Below are 14,132 nucleotides of genomic sequence, written 5' to 3'. Positions count from 1 at the left end.
ACGAGGAGCGGGTGTTTAGGTGTCCATCGGGAAATTGGTGTCGTTCGATAGTTCTCGGGGTTTCGGTTTCATCCGTCCGGAAGACGGTGGGCCGGACGTGTTCGTCCATGTCAACGACATCGGGTTGGACGAGGACGAACTGCGGCAGGGGCGGGTGTTCGAATTCGATGTGACCGAGGGCGATCGGGGGCCCAAGGCGGTCAACCTGGCGCTGGTCGCCGGGCAGGCCGCGCCGCCGGTCCGGCACAAGAAGGAGCGCGGTGCGGGCGGTCAGCTCAGCGCGACCGAGCACAAGCGGCTGATCACCGAACTGCTGCTGGACGCCTCGCCGGCGCTCACGGCCGGGGAGATCCTGACCATTCGGGATCGGTTGACGGCGTTCGCGGATCAGCACGGGTGGATCGAAAACTGACCGGTTCGGATTACGATCGTCTCGGGTAAGGACTCGAACCGAGGAGGTCGGAGTGGAGCTGCCCGTCATGCCGCCGGTCAAACCGATGCTGGCGAAATCGGTCTCGGAGCTGCCCCGCGATCCCGGGTTGCTGTTCGAACCCAAATGGGACGGCTTCCGCTGCATCGTCTTCCGCGACGGGGACGAGATCGAGCTCGGATCCCGCAATGATCGGCCCCTGACCCGGTATTTCCCCGAACTGGTGGAACTGCTGGGTCAGGTGCTCCCCGACAAGTGCGTGATCGACGGTGAGATCGTGGTGGTCACCGCGAACGGCCTGGATTTCGACACACTGCAGCAGCGCCTGCATCCGGCGGCGTCACGGGTGAAGAAGCTGGCCGCGGAAACTCCGGCCAGCTTCGTCGGTTTCGACCTGCTCGCGCTCGGTGATGCGGATCTGACCGAGCAGCCGTTCACCGAGCGCCGCAAACTGCTGGAAACCGTCCTGGACACCGAGGACGACTCGCGGGCGCACATCACCCCGATCACCACCGATCCGGATGTGGCGCAGGACTGGTTCACCCGGTTCGAGGGCGCGGGCTTCGACGGGGTGATGGCCAAGGCCGCGGATCTGCCGTATCTGCAGGACAAACGGGTGATGCTCAAGATCAAGCATGAGCGCACGGCCGACTGCGTGGTGGCCGGATTCCGCTGGCACAAGGACGGCCAGGGCGTGGGTTCGCTGCTGCTGGGGCTCTTCGACGACGACGGTAACCTGCATCACGTCGGGGTGGCGAGCAGTTTCACCGCCAAACGCCGTCAAGAGTTGGTGGACGAATTGAAACCGTTGCGCGAGCACGCCCTCGACGATCATCCGTGGAAGAGCTGGGCCGATGCGGCCGCCCAGGCCAAGGCCGACGGCAAGATGCCCGGCGGGGTGTCGCGCTGGACCGGCGGCAAGGACCTGTCGTGGGAGCCGCTGCGGCCGGAACTGGTCGCCGAGGTGCGCTACGAGCATGTGATGGCGGGCCGGTTGCGTCACGGCGGGCGGCTGGTGCGCTTCCGCACCGACCGCACCCCGCAGTCGTGTACCTATGCCCAGCTCGACGAGGTGGCGCCGGCCGAGCTGGCCGATATCTTCGCCGAGGCCAAGAGCGCGAAAGCGGCCGGGCGGTGACCGAATCGATGAGTGTGGAGGTGGACGGGCGCACCGTCACCATCTCCAATCCGGACAAGATCTATTTCACCAAACGTGGTGAGACCAAACGCGATCTGGTCGACTACTACCTGGCCGTGGGTGAGCCGTTGATGCGCACGGTGCGTGATCGCCCGCTGCTGCTGGAACGCTATCCCGATGGGGCGAGCGGTAAATCGTGGTTCCAGAAGCGGGTGCCCAAGTCGGTGCCGGACTGGTTGCGGACCACCGAGGTCTCCACCCCCAACGGCACGGTCAGCGACGCCCTGGTGGCCGCCGATATGGCGCACATCCTGTGGGCGGTCAACCTGGGCTGCTTGGGTTTTCACGTCTGGCCCACGCACGCCGACGCCGACAAGGTCAGCACCGCGCCGCCGGTGTACGACGCGGCGGGGGCGGTGCTGCCGCCGACCGGGGTGACCGACGAGCTGCGCATCGATCTCGACCCCTCCCCCGGCATCTCGTTCGAGGATCTGCGCGCGGCCGCGTTCCGGGTGCGCGAGTTGTGCCAGGAGCTGGGCATCGATGTGCGCGTGAAGACTTCCGGCTCGCGCGGTCTGCACCTGTACGCGCTGTTGCAGCCGGAATGGGACGGCTATCAGGTGCGGGCGGCCGCGGTGGCCCTGGCCCGGGAGCTCGAACGCCGCCATCCCGACACCATCACCGCGGCGTGGTGGAAAGAGGAGCGAGGCTCCCGGGTGTTCGTCGATTTCAACCAGAACGCCCCGCACAAAACGGTTTTCGGGGCGTGGTGCGTGCGCCCGAAGGTGGGTGCGCAGGTCTCCACGCCGATCGCCTGGGACGATCTGGCCGATATCGTCCCGGAGGAGCTGACCATCGCCACCGTGCCCGCCCGCGTCGCCGAATTCGGTGACCCGTGGGCCGACCGCACCCCGCAATCGATCGCCCCGCTGCTGGAGATGTCGGACAAGGACATGGCCGCCGGGCTCATGGATGCCCCGTGGCCGCCGGTCTACCCGAAGATGCCCAACGAGCCGCCGCGCGTACAGCCGAGCAAGGCCCGTAAGAAGGACGGCGAGGAGTAGGAGTCGTTGCGGCGCAGCCGATGCGGTCACCAGGGCCGGCGGCCGCATCGAATTCCCCTATTACGAAACAAGTTCTTTCCATAATGGCCTGCGCGTGGCAGCATCGGCTCATGCCTATCGCAACTAGCTCCATCGACCATGTGCGGCTGACGGTTTCCGATATCGAGGCCTCGCGTAAGTTCTACGAGGCCGTGTTCGGCTGGCCGATCTATGTGGAGTGCCCCGAGAACGCGGACGAGGCGACCCGGCAGGCGCTGTGGTTCCTCTTCGGTGGGGTGCTCTACCGGGTGAGCGACACGCAGTTGGTAGGTTTGCGGCCGGTCGCCGAGGACGGGTTCCATGAAGATCGGTGCGGGCTGGATCATCTGGCGTTCACGGTGCCGGATCGGGCGGCGCTCGAGGCAGCGGCGGCGCTGCTCGACGAGCTGGGGATCGCGCACGAGCCGATCAAGGATCTGGGGGTGATGGCGATTCTGGAGTTCCGGGATCCGGACAATATCGCGTTGGAGCTCGTCGCCCACGCGTGAGCGAGTCACGCCTGCGCTGAGCTGTCAGCGCCGGAAACTCAGTGCGGCGCTGACCATCGCGGCGGCTGCTGCGAGGGCTCCGCAGGCGAGTAGTCGGCAGCCGGCCGCATAGTCGCCGCCGTGGAAGGGACCGAAGTCGAAGAACACGTCCGCGCCGTCGAGGCGGTAGGACGCGGCGACGGTGAGCGCGGTGAGCGTCATGGCGAAAGTTGTGCCGGCGGCGACGGCCGCGACGCCCCGGATGGCCGGTGCGCGCGCGGCTCGGCCGGCGCAGAGTGCGAGGCCGGTGAGCAGGGCGAGAAGCGCGCCGGCCAGGAGGGGCAGAAAGTCCCAGCGCCACAGGGTCACCCCGTCGATGCCGATCCGCCAGGCGGAGAAGGAGTATCCGCCCGCCTCGTCGCGCAGGAGGTCCAGCAGTGCGCCCGGGACGGCCGCGACGGCGGTCAGCACCAGAGCGATGCCGGTGCGGGTGTCGGCGCGGCGGGTGGCAGACGGGAACGAGTCCGCCGGTGCCGCAACGGCTTTGAGCACGACGGCCGCGGCGACGATGGCGGCCAGGACCAGTGCCCACAGTCCGGAGGAGAAGGTGTAGTCGCCGTCCTGTTGCCGGTTGCTGGGCGGCAGGACGGCGGCGAACGTCGCGACCGCGACTCCGAATGTCGTTCCCGCGGCGAGGTATCCGGCGCCCGAGCGCGGTTGCGGTCCGCGCCGGCGGGTGCGCAGGTACAGCAGGGCAGCGACGGCGGTGGCGGCACATCCGCACAGCAGCAGCGGAATCCAGAGATATTGTGCGGCGGTGTGGTATTCGGCCCGGTCGGCGGTGACCCCGCCGTAGCGGTAGCGCCAGGCGTCGCGCTGGATTTGCAGCTCGACCCGTCTGCCGGTGCGCATTCCGGCGTATTTCCAGGTCAGGAACGGCATGAGCGAGGCGGCGAGCAGCAGCAGCGCGGCCAGGCACAGCAGTCCGGCCGAGACCGGTCGCCCCGGCGGCGGCGAATCCCCCGCTGTGCCTTGGGAATCGAACGATGATCCGGAGCCCTGGACGCCGCCCACCTGTCGAATGTAGGTGATGGCGGGCGGCGCCACGCCGGGAATCGGTTACCGGCGGGGTGTTGCGGTGCGCTGGGCCAGCAGCGGTGCGAGGGCGCGCAGGGCCGGGAGGGGGTCGGCGGCGCCGAGGATCTGCACGGCGATGTGGTCGGCGCCCGCGTCCAGGTGCGCGGTGACCTTCGCGGTGACGGCGTCAGCGTCACCGTGGGCGATGACGGCGTCGTAGAGCCGGTCGCTGCCGGGGGCGGTGAGGTCGGCGTCGTCGAATCCGAAGCGGCGCAGATTGCCGGTGTAGTTGGACAGGCCCAGGTAGAAGCCGAAGACGGGGGCGCCGGTGGTGCGGGCGCGGTCCGGGTCGGCGTCGAGGACGACCTTGTGTTCGGGGATGATGCGGGCGTCGGGGCCGAGCTGGGCGCGCAGCGCGGCGGTGTGCTCGGGCACGGTCAGATACGGCAGGGCGGCGGCGGTGCGGTCGCGGGCCAGTTTCGCCACGCGCGGCCCGAGCGCGGCCAGTGCGCGCCCGTGTCGCGGGACCCCGGCGGCGTCGAGGTCGTCGAGGTAGGCGACCAAGGCGTCATAGGGTTTGGTGTAGTCGCCGTCGTTCTCGCGATGGCCCGCGCCGACCCCGAGCAGGAACCGGCCCGGGAATCGGGCCTCGAGCCGGTGGTAGGTTTCCGCGGCGTCCTTGGCCGTGGAAGACCAGATGTTGACGATGCTGGTGGCGACGGTGAGCGTGTCGGTGGCTTCGAGCAGCGCGTCGTAGCCGTCCCAGTCAGCGGCCGGGGAGCCGCCCAGCCACAGCGCGCCGTAGCCGAGTTCTTCGATTTCGCGGGCCGCGGCGGGCGTCACCGTCGAGTGGGGTTGCCAGACACCGTATTTACCAAGATCGTCTGCGGTCATACGTGTCGCCAACACGCCGGACTCTCAGGCAATTCCCGGTGCGGCCGGTGGGGGCGGGCGGGTAGCGTCGCGCGGGTGACCGACACCGTGCAAGCACCGATCGTCGCCGTGACCGTCTATCCCGGTCAGGCCAGAATCACGCGCCGGACCACCGTGGAACTCGAGGCCGGGGCGCGGCGGGTGGAGCTCGGCGGGCTACCGCTGGGTCTGCTGCGGGATTCGGTGCGGGTCAACGGGCGCGGCGCGGCGAGCGTGGTGGGGGTGGATGTGACCACCGCCCGGCATGCGCAGTCCCCGGACGCGGTGGTGCACGAGCTGGAGAAGCGGGCCGCGCAGGCCCGCCTCGGGCTGGCGGAGGTGGCCGATGCCGACACCGTCGCGGACGGGCGCATCGAGTTGCTGACCGAGATCGGCCGCAAGTCCGGGCAGACGCTGGCGAAAGCCCTGTCACACAGCAAGATCGAGCCGCAGCGGATCGCGTCGGTCAATGACGCGCTGGCCCGGCAGCTGTCGGACGCGCTCGCCGGTAAGCGGGAGCTGGCCGATCAGCGCCGGGCGTGCGAGCAGGAATTGCATGCGGTGGAGCGGGAATTGGCGGCGGTGCGCCGCCAGAGCGTCCCGGACCGGCAGGTGGTGGTGGTCGATCTGGAGGTGCGGGCCGCCGGGCCGCTCGAGGTCGAGCTGTCGTATGTGATCGACGATGCGCGCTGGAGTTCGAGCTACGACATCCGGTTGCGCGGTGAGCAGCTGACATTGACCTGGCATGCCGAGATCACCCAGAACACCGGGGAGGATTGGCCGGAGTGCGAATTGGCGCTCTCGACCGCGCGTCCGGCGATCTCGGCGCAATTGCCGGAGCTCTCGCCGTGGTATCTGGATCGGCGCCCGCCCCCGTTGCCGCCGGTGCCGGTGGCCGCCGGTGGGTACGGCGGGGCGATGGAGCAGGTGGACGCGATGATGCCGGCCGCAGCCGCCGCGCCGATGATGATGCGCAGGTCGAAGGCGGCCGCGTTCGCTCCCCCGCCGCAGGCCGCGGTCGAGCACGGGGTCGCGGCCACCACCTATCGGCCCGCGCGTACGGTCGCGGTCCCGGCCGACGGGTCCGCGCATCGCACCACGGTGACGGTGATCGATCTGGGTGCGGCGCTGGATCATGTGACGGCTCCGGTGGCGAGCACGGAGGCGTTCCTGCGCGCGACCGCCACCAATACCTCCGAGCATGCGTTGCGGCCGGGCAAGGCGTCGGTGTTCCACGAGGACGAGTTCGTCGGCACCACGAGCCTCGAGGTCTGGGCGCCGGGTGAGGAGGTGGAGTTGAATCTCGGGGTGGACGACCGGATCCGGGTGGAGCGGGAGCTGGTGCGCCGTACCGCGGGCAAGGCGATGATCGGCAGCAGTAAGCGGCGCGAGGCGCAGTATCGGATCAAGGTGGCCAATCATTCACCGCGTGCCACGAAAGTCACTGTCTTGGATCAGATCCCGGTGTCACGTGACGACGGGATCGCGGTGAAGGATGTCATCTGCCGGCCGGATCCCAAGGAGCGCACCGAACTCGGTGAGCTGACCTGGGAGCTGGCTTTGGAACCGAATGCCGCGGCGGAGATCACGGTGGGGTTCCGGGTGGATACGGCCAAGGGTGTGGAATTGGCGGGCTGGCGGGAGTAGTCGCCGCGCCGGTGGTGTGAGGTTCAGCCCGCGTCGGCGATGGTGTCGTCGCGGGCGGTGGAGCGGTAGCGGCCGGGTGAGACGCCGAATTCGCGTTTGAAGGCTTTGGCGAACGCGTATTCGGAGGTGTACCCGTGTTTTTCGGCGATGGTGCGCAAGAGCGCGTCCGTATCGCGCAGCATGCGGGCGGCCAGGGTCATGCGCCACCAGGTCAGATAGGTTTGCGGGGCGACGCGCAGGGTGGCGGTGAAGCGTTGCGCGAACACCGATCGGGACATCCCGGCCTGGGCGGCGAGCGATTGCACCGTCCAGGCGCGGCCCGGGTCGCGGTGCACGGCGCGCAAGACCGCACTCAGTGCCGGATCGTGTAGTGCGGCAGCCCATCCCGAATCGACGGGGTGGGCGTCGAACCAGGCGCGCAGCAAATAAAGCAGCAGTATTTCCAGCAGGGGTGCGACGGCCCCGGATTCCTCACCGCTGTCGATTTCGTAGCCGAGCAGGTCGATCGCGCCGCGCAGGGCAGGGTGGCGGCCGACGCGGGCGGGGATATGGATGATGTCGGGCAGTTCGGTGAGCAGCGGGTGGGCGCGCGCCTGGTCCAGACGGTAGGCGCCGCACAGCAGCACGGTGGTTTCGGTTGCGGCGAGGGGTGTTTCGGTGTGGTCGCGGTCGGGGCGGCTGCCGATGGCGTGCCCGTGTTCGCGCGGGAGGAAGGCCACGTCGCCGACTTGCAGGCGGATGGGTGGGCCGTGGGCGGGGGTGAGCCAGCACGAACCTTGCAGCACCACATGGAATCCGGCGCCGTCGGCGGCCGGGAAGCGTTGCAGCCAGGGGCCGTGGTTCTCGGTGCGGTTGGAGTGCGGGATGCCGATGCGCATGGCGGCCACGGCATCACTGAGAACGTCCACCCCTGTCACCGTACCGGCGGATCGCCGATGCCCGGACGATCGGACATCGATTCCGGAGCAACGAGCATGGATCGTCCGAGGGCAGATTCCTAGCGTGGATGGCGGGCCGATTCCGGCTCAGCGTTTCGACCGAGGGAGTTGTCTGTCATGAGAATTGCCGTGCACGGTGCGACCGGATTCACCGGTGGTCTGGTGGTCGCCGAACTCGGGCGGCGCGGGATCACCCCGATCCTGGTCGGCCGCGACGAAACCCGTTTGCGTGCGGCCGCCCTCGGCGCCGGGGTGCCCGATGCGGAGATCCGGGTCGCCGAACTGGCTGATTCCGGCGCGCTCACGGCGGCTTTCGCCGGGGCCGAGGCGGTGGTGAATGCGGCGGGGCCGTTCACGCTGTGGGGTGAGCCGGTGGTGCGGGCCGCGATCGCCGCCGGTGTGCACTATGTGGACACCACCGGTGAGCAGGGCTATCTGCACGAGATCCTGACCGGTTGGGACGCGGCGGCGCGGCGGGCGGGGGTGAGCGTGGTGCCGGGGATGGCCGATGACGGTGGTCCCGGGGATCTGATCGCCGCGCTCACCGCCGCCCAGCTCGGGGAACCGGTGCAGGAGTTGCTGATCGCCGATATGCGTCGCCCGGCTGCCGCGTCCCGGGGTACCGCGCGGTCGATGGCGGCGATCGTGTCGACCGAACCGGTCGAGTTCATCGATGGGGATTGGCGGCCGGTGAGCGAGTTCGCTCCGGCTCCGCTGCGGGTGCCGGGTGAGCCGGATCCGGTGCCGGTGAGCGTGTTTCCGCTGCCGGGGATCGCCACCATTCCCCGGCATGTTGCCGCTCGCCGGGTGCGCAGTGCGATCCGTGCCGAGGCCGCTGCGCTGTTCACCGGTTTGACCGCCGACGTGGTCGATTCGGTGCCGGCGGTGCTGAGCGAGGCCGAACGCGCCACCGGTGAATGGCTGATGCTCGCGCACGCGCGCAGCGCCGGTGGCCGGTATGCGCGCGGCTGGGTCACCGGTCCCGACGGGTACGGGCTGACCGCGGTCATCGCGACCGAGGCCGCCCGCCGGCTGGCCGCCGAGGGCGCACCGGCCGGAACCCTGAGTCCGGCACAGGCTTTCGACCCGGCCGACTTCCTGGATTTCCTGACCGGCGCGCAGGTCAGTTGGAAGGTAGAGCAGCTTCCTGCGGCACGGGAGTGACCGACGGGGTGAGCCACACCGCCACCGAGGCCAGCACACTGAGCGCGGCCCCGAACCACAGCACCGCGGTCAAGGCGACCGAATCGGTGACGATTCCACCGAACAACGCCCCCAGGGCGATGGCGAGGTTGAACATGGCGGTGTTCAACGCGGTGGCGGCCTCGGTGGATTGCGGTGCGGCGCGCAGGATCCAGGTCTGCACGCCGACCGGGATGCCGCCGAACGCCAGCCCCCACACCACCAGCAGCGCGATCGCGGTGATCGGGGTGCCGCCCAGCACCGCGACCAGCACCAGGACGGTGGCGAGGGTGACGCTGATGGCGACCAGGGTGGCGTGGATATTGCGGCCGGTGGCCACGCCGGTCACGAAATTGCCGACGATACCGGCGATTCCGAAGGCGAGCAGGGCGGGCCCGACCATCGCCTTGTCGATGCCGGCGTGCTCGACCAGCAGCGGGCTGATGAAGGTGAAGGCCGCGAAATGTCCGCTGACCAGCAGGAAGGTCATGAGCACGCCGGTGCGCACGATCGGGTTGCGCAATTGCTGTGCCAGGGTGCGCAAGTGGACGGGCGCACCGGCCGGCAGCGGCGGCAGGAGCAGCAGCAGCGCGGCCACCACCAGCAGTCCGAGGCCGCCGAGCAGGGCGAACGCCACCCGCCAGTCGGTGAGTTCGCCGATGAGGGTGCCGGCGGGGACGCCCAGGACGTTGGCGGCGGTCGCGCCGCCGAAGGCGATGGCGGTGGCCTGCGGGACGTAGCGGTCGGGCACCATCCGGACCGCGATGCCCGCGGCCAGCGCCCAGAAGCCGCCGATGGCGATGCCGATCAGGACGCGGGAGGCGAGCAGGACCGCGAAACTCGGTGCGGTGGCCGACAGCACGTTCGCGGCGATCATGAGGGTGATCAGGCCCAGCAGTACCAGGCGGCGATCCAGGCGACCGATGGCGACCGGCAGCAGGGGCGCGGTGGCGGAGGCGATGAGGCCGGGCGCGGTCACCATGAGGCCGGCGGTGCCTTCGGAGACGCCGAGTTCACCGCTGACGGAGGTGAGCAGGCCGACCGGCAGCTGTTCGGAGGTGACCATGGCGAAGGTGCCGACGGCGACCGCGCCCACGCCCAGCCAGCGATGCCAGGACACGCGGTCGGATTCTTCTGGGGCAGTCGATGATTCGGTGACCGAAGTCATGTCTGAGGCTCCTGACGATAGGGATGCGGAATGGGAGGGAGGTTGCAGGAAGCAGGCCCGTCCGGGGCGCAGCGAGTCAGCGGCGGCTGTTGTCGGTCGGTCGGCGCTGTCGGGCTGCGCGGCGGATGGCGTCGGGAATCGCGTCTGTGGCGAGTCGGTGCGGTGTGCCTGCCGGTTCAGTGGATCTGGCGGGTGCAGCCGTCGGCGCGGATGATTTGGCCCGAAACCCAGTCCGCGCCGGCCGAAGTCAGCCAGTCCACGACCCGGGCCACGTCCTCGGGCTGGCCGAGCCGCCCACGCGGGGACGGCGGCACTGGATCACCGGCCGCGTCATCGCCTATCGGACCCGGCGCGACCGCGTTGACGGTGATGTCGCGCGCCGCGAGTTCGTGTGCACCGGCGACCACCAGCATTTCGACGGCCGCCTTGGCCGCCGCGTACAGTCCGCGCCCGGCAGGCGCGAGCGCACTGCCGATCACCACGTACCGGCCGTGGTCTGCCAGCTGGCGGGCGGCGGCCCGCAGGGTGTGGTACACGCTGCGGGTATTGCTGTCGATCAGCCGGTCGAAATCCGCGTCGGTGGAATCCGCCAGCGACTTCGACCGCCGCAGGCCCACGGTGTGCACGACGATGTCGACGCCTCCGTGCCGGGTTGCCACGCCCGAGAACAGCCGGGCCACATCATCGGAGCGGGTGGCATCGGAGCGGATGGCTTCCACCGGCACCGCGTACCGGTCGAGCCGGCCCAGGGTGCGGGCGGCGGCGTGCTCGCCGCGGGAGTAGGTGAACACGGTGACCGCGCCGCGCGCCGCGAGCGATTCCGCGCACGCGGCACCCAGTTCGCTACTGCCACCGATCACCAAGGCCACCTTCCCGGCGAGATCGCGAGGACGGTCCATCAGGTGCGTCGCGATTCAGCGGACTCCGCGGCGAAACAGTTGCGCGAGCGCCACGACGGGCGACGCCCGGAATGCCGTTCGGCGGTAGCGGTTGCGGTACCCGCCGCGCCGCTGCTCGCGGCCTGATCGCCGGTGTGCCCGGCGGCGGTGTCGTACGGCGGTGTGAGCATCATGTCGAGCTGTCCTTCGCGGGTGTTCCGAGGAGCAGCGGGCGGGGTCGCTCGCTGTTGCCTTCAGCTTGCTGTGCCCGCGACCGGAACGGAAACAGGAGCTGCCTGTAGCGGCCACCGAATTTCCCTGTGGCCCAGCGAAACCCGCTCCACCAGCACCGATACCGTCCAATCCGGCTCGCACGGCGCCGCTTTCACCCCTGCCGTACGGTGATCGCGTGATAGCTCTCGATATTCGTCAGCTGCAGTCGTTCCTGGTGGTGGCCGACGAGCTCAACATCACCCGCGCCTCGGCCCGCCTGCACCTGTCCCAGCAGACGCTGTCGGCGCAGATCCAGCAGCTCGAGCGCGCGATCGGCGTCACCCTGCTGGTGCGCACCTCCCGCGGCGTGCTGCTCACCCCCGCCGGTGTCGAACTCGAGCGCGGCGGCCGCGAATTGGTCACCGACGCCACCGAACTCGCGCAGCGGGTGCGCGCCACCGAAACCGGCCGCCTGGGCCGGCTGCGCATCGCCTGCTGCCCCTACGCGACCGCCCTGTTCGCCACCGAAGTCGCCGATGCCATGGAAGCCGCCGTCCCCGGCCTCGAGGTCGAACTCGTCACCGTCCACACCCCACCGGAAGAACGCGCCCTGCTGCTGTCGGGCGAGTGCGACGCCGCTTTCATGTGGACCCCGCTCGGCGACCCGGCCCTGCACCACGCCACCATCCGCACCGACTCCCGAGCCGTCGCCCTCTCCCCCAAACACCCCCTGGCCCACCAGGATTCGATCTCCCTGTCCGACCTGGCCACCGACCCGGTGATCCGCCCCGACATCTTCCTCTCCGAGGAGAACCTCTCCCACTGGCTCGCCGACCCCCGCCCCGACGGCGCCCCCGCCCCGCGCGGCCCCGAAGTCACCAAACTCGAGGACGCCCTCCTCATGGTCGCCCGCGGCAAAGGCATCTGGCTCGCCCCCGAACCTCTCTCCCGCTGGATCCCGGTCTCCACCGTCATCTGGCGCCCCGTCCCCGACGCCCCACCCTCACACCTGGCCCTCGTCTGGACCGACACCGCACCTCACGCCCTGATCGCCCGCATGATCGCCGAAGTCCGCACCATCACCGGCTACACGCGCGCCGAGCCCACCGCCGCCTGATATCGCAGGCTCGCGGTGGGCTCGGCCGCGGGGGTCAGTGCGCGCCGTCGACCTTCGGGAAGGTTTGGGCGACCAGGGTTTCCAGGGAATCGGCCAGCAGGGCGTGGACGTGTTCGCGGGTGAGGCTGCCGCGGACTATCCATTCGCGGCCGGCGGCTTTGACCAGGCCGCCGTAGCAGCGGACCAGGGCCCGGAGTTCGGCGCTGTGCAGGGAGTCGGACAGGCCCATCATCTGGACCATGCGGTCGGCGGCGGCGTAGTCGGCTTCGTCGAGGATGCGCTGCACCTCCGGATCGTCGCCGACGCCTTCGTGACCGGTGACCTTCACCCAGGTGCTGCCGTGTTCGCCGATGGTGTCCAGCAGCCAGGAGACGCTGGCCTCCACGCGTTCGCGGGTGCTGCCCGAAGGCACGGCCATCTTCTCGGGGCGGGGCAGGGTCACCATGCGGCGGACGACGGCCAGGTACAGGTCGCGTTTGTTGCCGAAATAGTGGTTGATCAAGCCCCGGGCCACGCCGGCGCGCGCGGCCAGTTCCGCGGTGGAGACCGCCGCGTACGGCCGTTCGCCGAACATGTCGATGGCGCAGGACAGGATCTGCGCCCGACGTTCGTCGGGTTCGAGCCGGCGCCGCCGCGACGGCGCGTCGGTGTCGTGGTCGCTGCCGGACGGGGCCGGCGGTGCGACGTCAGAGTGAGCGGGCAATGAGGTCCTTCATCACCTCGTTGGCGCCCGCGAGGATCCGCAGAACCCGGGCGCCGGTGTACAGCTGGGCAATCGGATACTCGGTCATGTATCCGTAGCCGCCGAAGAACTGCAGGCAGCGATCCACCACATTACCGAGTTGATCGGTCAACCAGTACTTCGACATGGCGGCGGTGGGGATATCCAGCTCGCCGCGCAGGTGCTTGGAAATGCAATCGTCGAGGAACACCCGGCTCACCTTGGCGATGGTGGCGCACTCGGCCAGCTCGAACCGGGTGTTCTGCATGGCGAACAGCGGTTTGCCGAAAGCCTCACGGCCCTTGGTGTAATCGATGGTCAGCTCCACCGCGCGCTCGGTCATCGACACCGCGAGAATGCCGGTGACCAGGCGCTCCTGGGCCAGCATCGCCATCATCTGATAGAAGCCCTGGCCTTCTGCCTCGCCCAGCAGGTTCGACACCGGCACGCGCAGGCCGTCGAAGAACAGCTCGGCGGTGTCCTGGCCCTTGCCGCCGATCTTGGACAGGATGCGGCCGCGCTTGAAGCCGGGCGTGGCGTCGGAGACGTCGGCGTAGATCAGCGAGATGCCGGCCGCGCCCTGGGAGGTGTCGGTCTTGGCGGCGATGATGATGCCGTCGCACAGCCAGCCGTTGGAGATGAAGATCTTCGAACCGGTGATGACGTACTCGTCGCCCTCACGCACCGCGCGGGTCTTGATGGACTGCAGATCCGAGCCGGTACCGGGTTCGGTCATCCCGATCGAGAGCACGATCTCGCCCGAGGCGGCCTTGGGCAGCACCCGCTGCTTGAGTTCCTCGGAACCGAACTGATGAATGTAGGGCGCGATGATCGAGGAGTGCACCGACATGCCCAGCGCACCGTCCCCGGCGTGGGTCTGGGCCTCGATGATCGCGGCCTCGTGCGCGAAAGTGCCGCCGCCGCCACCGTATTCGGCCGGAATGGCCGCGCACAGCAGGCCGAGTTCACCGGCTCGGTTGTAGAGGGCGCGATCGGGGTGGCCCTGCTCGACGAAGCGCTCCTCGTGCGGCACCACCTCCTTCTCGAAGAAAGTGGTCGCCAGACCACGTACCGCTTCGACCTCGTCGTCGCTCCAGGCGGGGCGTGCCATCGAAAGTTCCTTCGCTCGTTGCAGCGTGCG

At 69.4% G+C, this 14,132-nt stretch carries 15 protein-coding genes; 7 read left to right on the top strand and 8 right to left on the bottom strand.

What is annotated here, in order from left to right:
- The first annotated feature begins 19 nt into the window (after positions 1-19).
- The 4 genes from LTV02_RS09450 (at position 20) to LTV02_RS09435 (ending at position 3,159) form a co-directional block, all read left to right on the top strand.
- Positions 20-412 carry a cold-shock protein gene (locus tag LTV02_RS09450; RefSeq protein ID WP_067708273.1) on the top strand — a complete coding sequence of 131 codons (393 nt, stop codon included), beginning with the start codon at positions 20-22 and terminating at the stop codon, positions 410-412.
- Between the two features lie 52 nt (positions 413-464).
- Positions 465-1,568: an ATP-dependent DNA ligase gene (locus tag LTV02_RS09445; RefSeq protein ID WP_233039616.1), complete on the top strand. Its 1,104-nt coding sequence runs from the start codon at positions 465-467 to the stop codon at positions 1,566-1,568.
- An 8-nt stretch (positions 1,569-1,576) separates the two neighbouring features.
- Positions 1,577-2,632: a DNA polymerase domain-containing protein gene (locus LTV02_RS09440; protein WP_233039615.1), complete on the top strand. Its 1,056-nt coding sequence runs from the start codon at positions 1,577-1,579 to the stop codon at positions 2,630-2,632.
- Positions 2,633-2,742: 110 nt separating this feature from the next.
- Entirely contained in the window at positions 2,743-3,159 is a 417-nt protein-coding gene (locus LTV02_RS09435; RefSeq protein WP_233039614.1) for a VOC family protein, read from the top strand.
- Positions 3,160-3,183: 24 nt separating this feature from the next.
- Here the strand turns inward: LTV02_RS09435 and LTV02_RS09430 are convergent, their stop codons facing one another.
- Together LTV02_RS09430 and LTV02_RS09425 are read right to left on the bottom strand one after the other, a co-directional pair.
- Positions 3,184-4,212, bottom strand: coding sequence for a hypothetical protein (locus LTV02_RS09430; RefSeq protein ID WP_233039613.1), 1,029 nt, complete (start codon positions 4,210-4,212; stop codon positions 3,184-3,186).
- Between the two features lie 45 nt (positions 4,213-4,257).
- On the bottom strand, positions 4,258-5,109 hold the full coding sequence (locus LTV02_RS09425) for an LLM class F420-dependent oxidoreductase (RefSeq protein WP_233039612.1): 852 nt from the start codon (positions 5,107-5,109) through the stop codon (positions 4,258-4,260).
- A 75-nt stretch (positions 5,110-5,184) separates the two neighbouring features.
- Between LTV02_RS09425 and LTV02_RS09420 the strand changes: the two genes are divergently transcribed.
- Positions 5,185-6,774: a DUF4139 domain-containing protein gene (locus tag LTV02_RS09420; RefSeq protein ID WP_233039611.1), complete on the top strand. Its 1,590-nt coding sequence runs from the start codon at positions 5,185-5,187 to the stop codon at positions 6,772-6,774.
- A 23-nt stretch (positions 6,775-6,797) separates the two neighbouring features.
- On the opposite strand, the gene LTV02_RS09415 is transcribed toward LTV02_RS09420, so the two are convergent.
- Positions 6,798-7,682, bottom strand: coding sequence for an AraC family transcriptional regulator (locus tag LTV02_RS09415; RefSeq protein ID WP_233039610.1), 885 nt, complete (start codon positions 7,680-7,682; stop codon positions 6,798-6,800).
- Between the two features lie 147 nt (positions 7,683-7,829).
- Here LTV02_RS09415 and LTV02_RS09410 point away from each other — a divergent pair, with 147 nt between their 5' ends.
- Positions 7,830-8,876 carry a saccharopine dehydrogenase family protein gene (locus LTV02_RS09410; RefSeq protein ID WP_233039609.1) on the top strand — a complete coding sequence of 349 codons (1,047 nt, stop codon included), beginning with the start codon at positions 7,830-7,832 and terminating at the stop codon, positions 8,874-8,876.
- On the opposite strand, the gene LTV02_RS09405 is transcribed toward LTV02_RS09410, so the two are convergent.
- From LTV02_RS09405 to LTV02_RS09395, 3 genes are all read right to left on the bottom strand, one after another.
- The gene (locus tag LTV02_RS09405; RefSeq protein ID WP_233039608.1) at positions 8,836-10,014 is read right to left on the bottom strand and encodes an MFS transporter; all 1,179 of its coding nucleotides are present in this window, start codon (positions 10,012-10,014) and stop codon (positions 8,836-8,838) included. The two genes, LTV02_RS09410 and LTV02_RS09405, sit on opposite strands and share 41 nt — an antisense overlap.
- A gap of 224 nt (positions 10,015-10,238) precedes the next feature.
- On the bottom strand, positions 10,239-10,922 hold the full coding sequence (locus tag LTV02_RS09400) for an SDR family oxidoreductase (RefSeq protein WP_233039607.1): 684 nt from the start codon (positions 10,920-10,922) through the stop codon (positions 10,239-10,241).
- Between the two features lie 38 nt (positions 10,923-10,960).
- Positions 10,961-11,134 (bottom strand): hypothetical protein, encoded by a 174-nt coding sequence (locus tag LTV02_RS09395; RefSeq protein WP_233039606.1) that lies wholly within the window; start codon positions 11,132-11,134, stop codon positions 10,961-10,963.
- Between the two features lie 215 nt (positions 11,135-11,349).
- On the opposite strand from LTV02_RS09395, the gene LTV02_RS09390 reads away from it, so the two are divergent.
- Positions 11,350-12,270, top strand: coding sequence for a LysR family transcriptional regulator (locus LTV02_RS09390; RefSeq protein WP_233039605.1), 921 nt, complete (start codon positions 11,350-11,352; stop codon positions 12,268-12,270).
- 34 nt (positions 12,271-12,304) lie between these two features.
- On the opposite strand, the gene LTV02_RS09385 is transcribed toward LTV02_RS09390, so the two are convergent.
- Entirely contained in the window at positions 12,305-12,973 is a 669-nt protein-coding gene (locus LTV02_RS09385; protein WP_233039604.1) for a TetR/AcrR family transcriptional regulator, read from the bottom strand.
- Positions 12,957-14,102, bottom strand: coding sequence for an acyl-CoA dehydrogenase family protein (locus LTV02_RS09380; protein WP_067708199.1), 1,146 nt, complete (start codon positions 14,100-14,102; stop codon positions 12,957-12,959). Before LTV02_RS09380 ends, LTV02_RS09385 begins: the two co-directional genes overlap by 17 nt.
- Between the last annotated feature and the right edge of the window lie 30 nt (positions 14,103-14,132).

The sequence above is a fragment of the Nocardia yamanashiensis genome (genome assembly GCF_021183565.1).
GTDB lineage: Bacteria > Actinomycetota > Actinomycetes > Mycobacteriales > Mycobacteriaceae > Nocardia > Nocardia yamanashiensis.
This window is presented reverse-complemented; position numbering and strand designations above follow the sequence as displayed.

Bases quoted from the DNA above. Each gene is read 5' to 3' on its own strand.
- LTV02_RS09380 (WP_067708199.1), bottom strand. From the start codon at position 14,102: ATGGCACGCCCCGCCTGGAGCGACGACGAGGTCGAAGCGGTACGTGGT.
- LTV02_RS09410 (WP_233039609.1), top strand. From the start codon at position 7,830: ATGAGAATTGCCGTGCACGGTGCGACCGGATTCACCGGTGGTCTGGTG.
- LTV02_RS09440 (WP_233039615.1), top strand. From the start codon at position 1,577: ATGAGTGTGGAGGTGGACGGGCGCACCGTCACCATCTCCAATCCGGAC.
- LTV02_RS09395 (WP_233039606.1), bottom strand. From the start codon at position 11,134: ATGATGCTCACACCGCCGTACGACACCGCCGCCGGGCACACCGGCGAT.
- LTV02_RS09435 (WP_233039614.1), top strand. From the start codon at position 2,743: ATGCCTATCGCAACTAGCTCCATCGACCATGTGCGGCTGACGGTTTCC.
- LTV02_RS09425 (WP_233039612.1), bottom strand. From the start codon at position 5,109: ATGACCGCAGACGATCTTGGTAAATACGGTGTCTGGCAACCCCACTCG.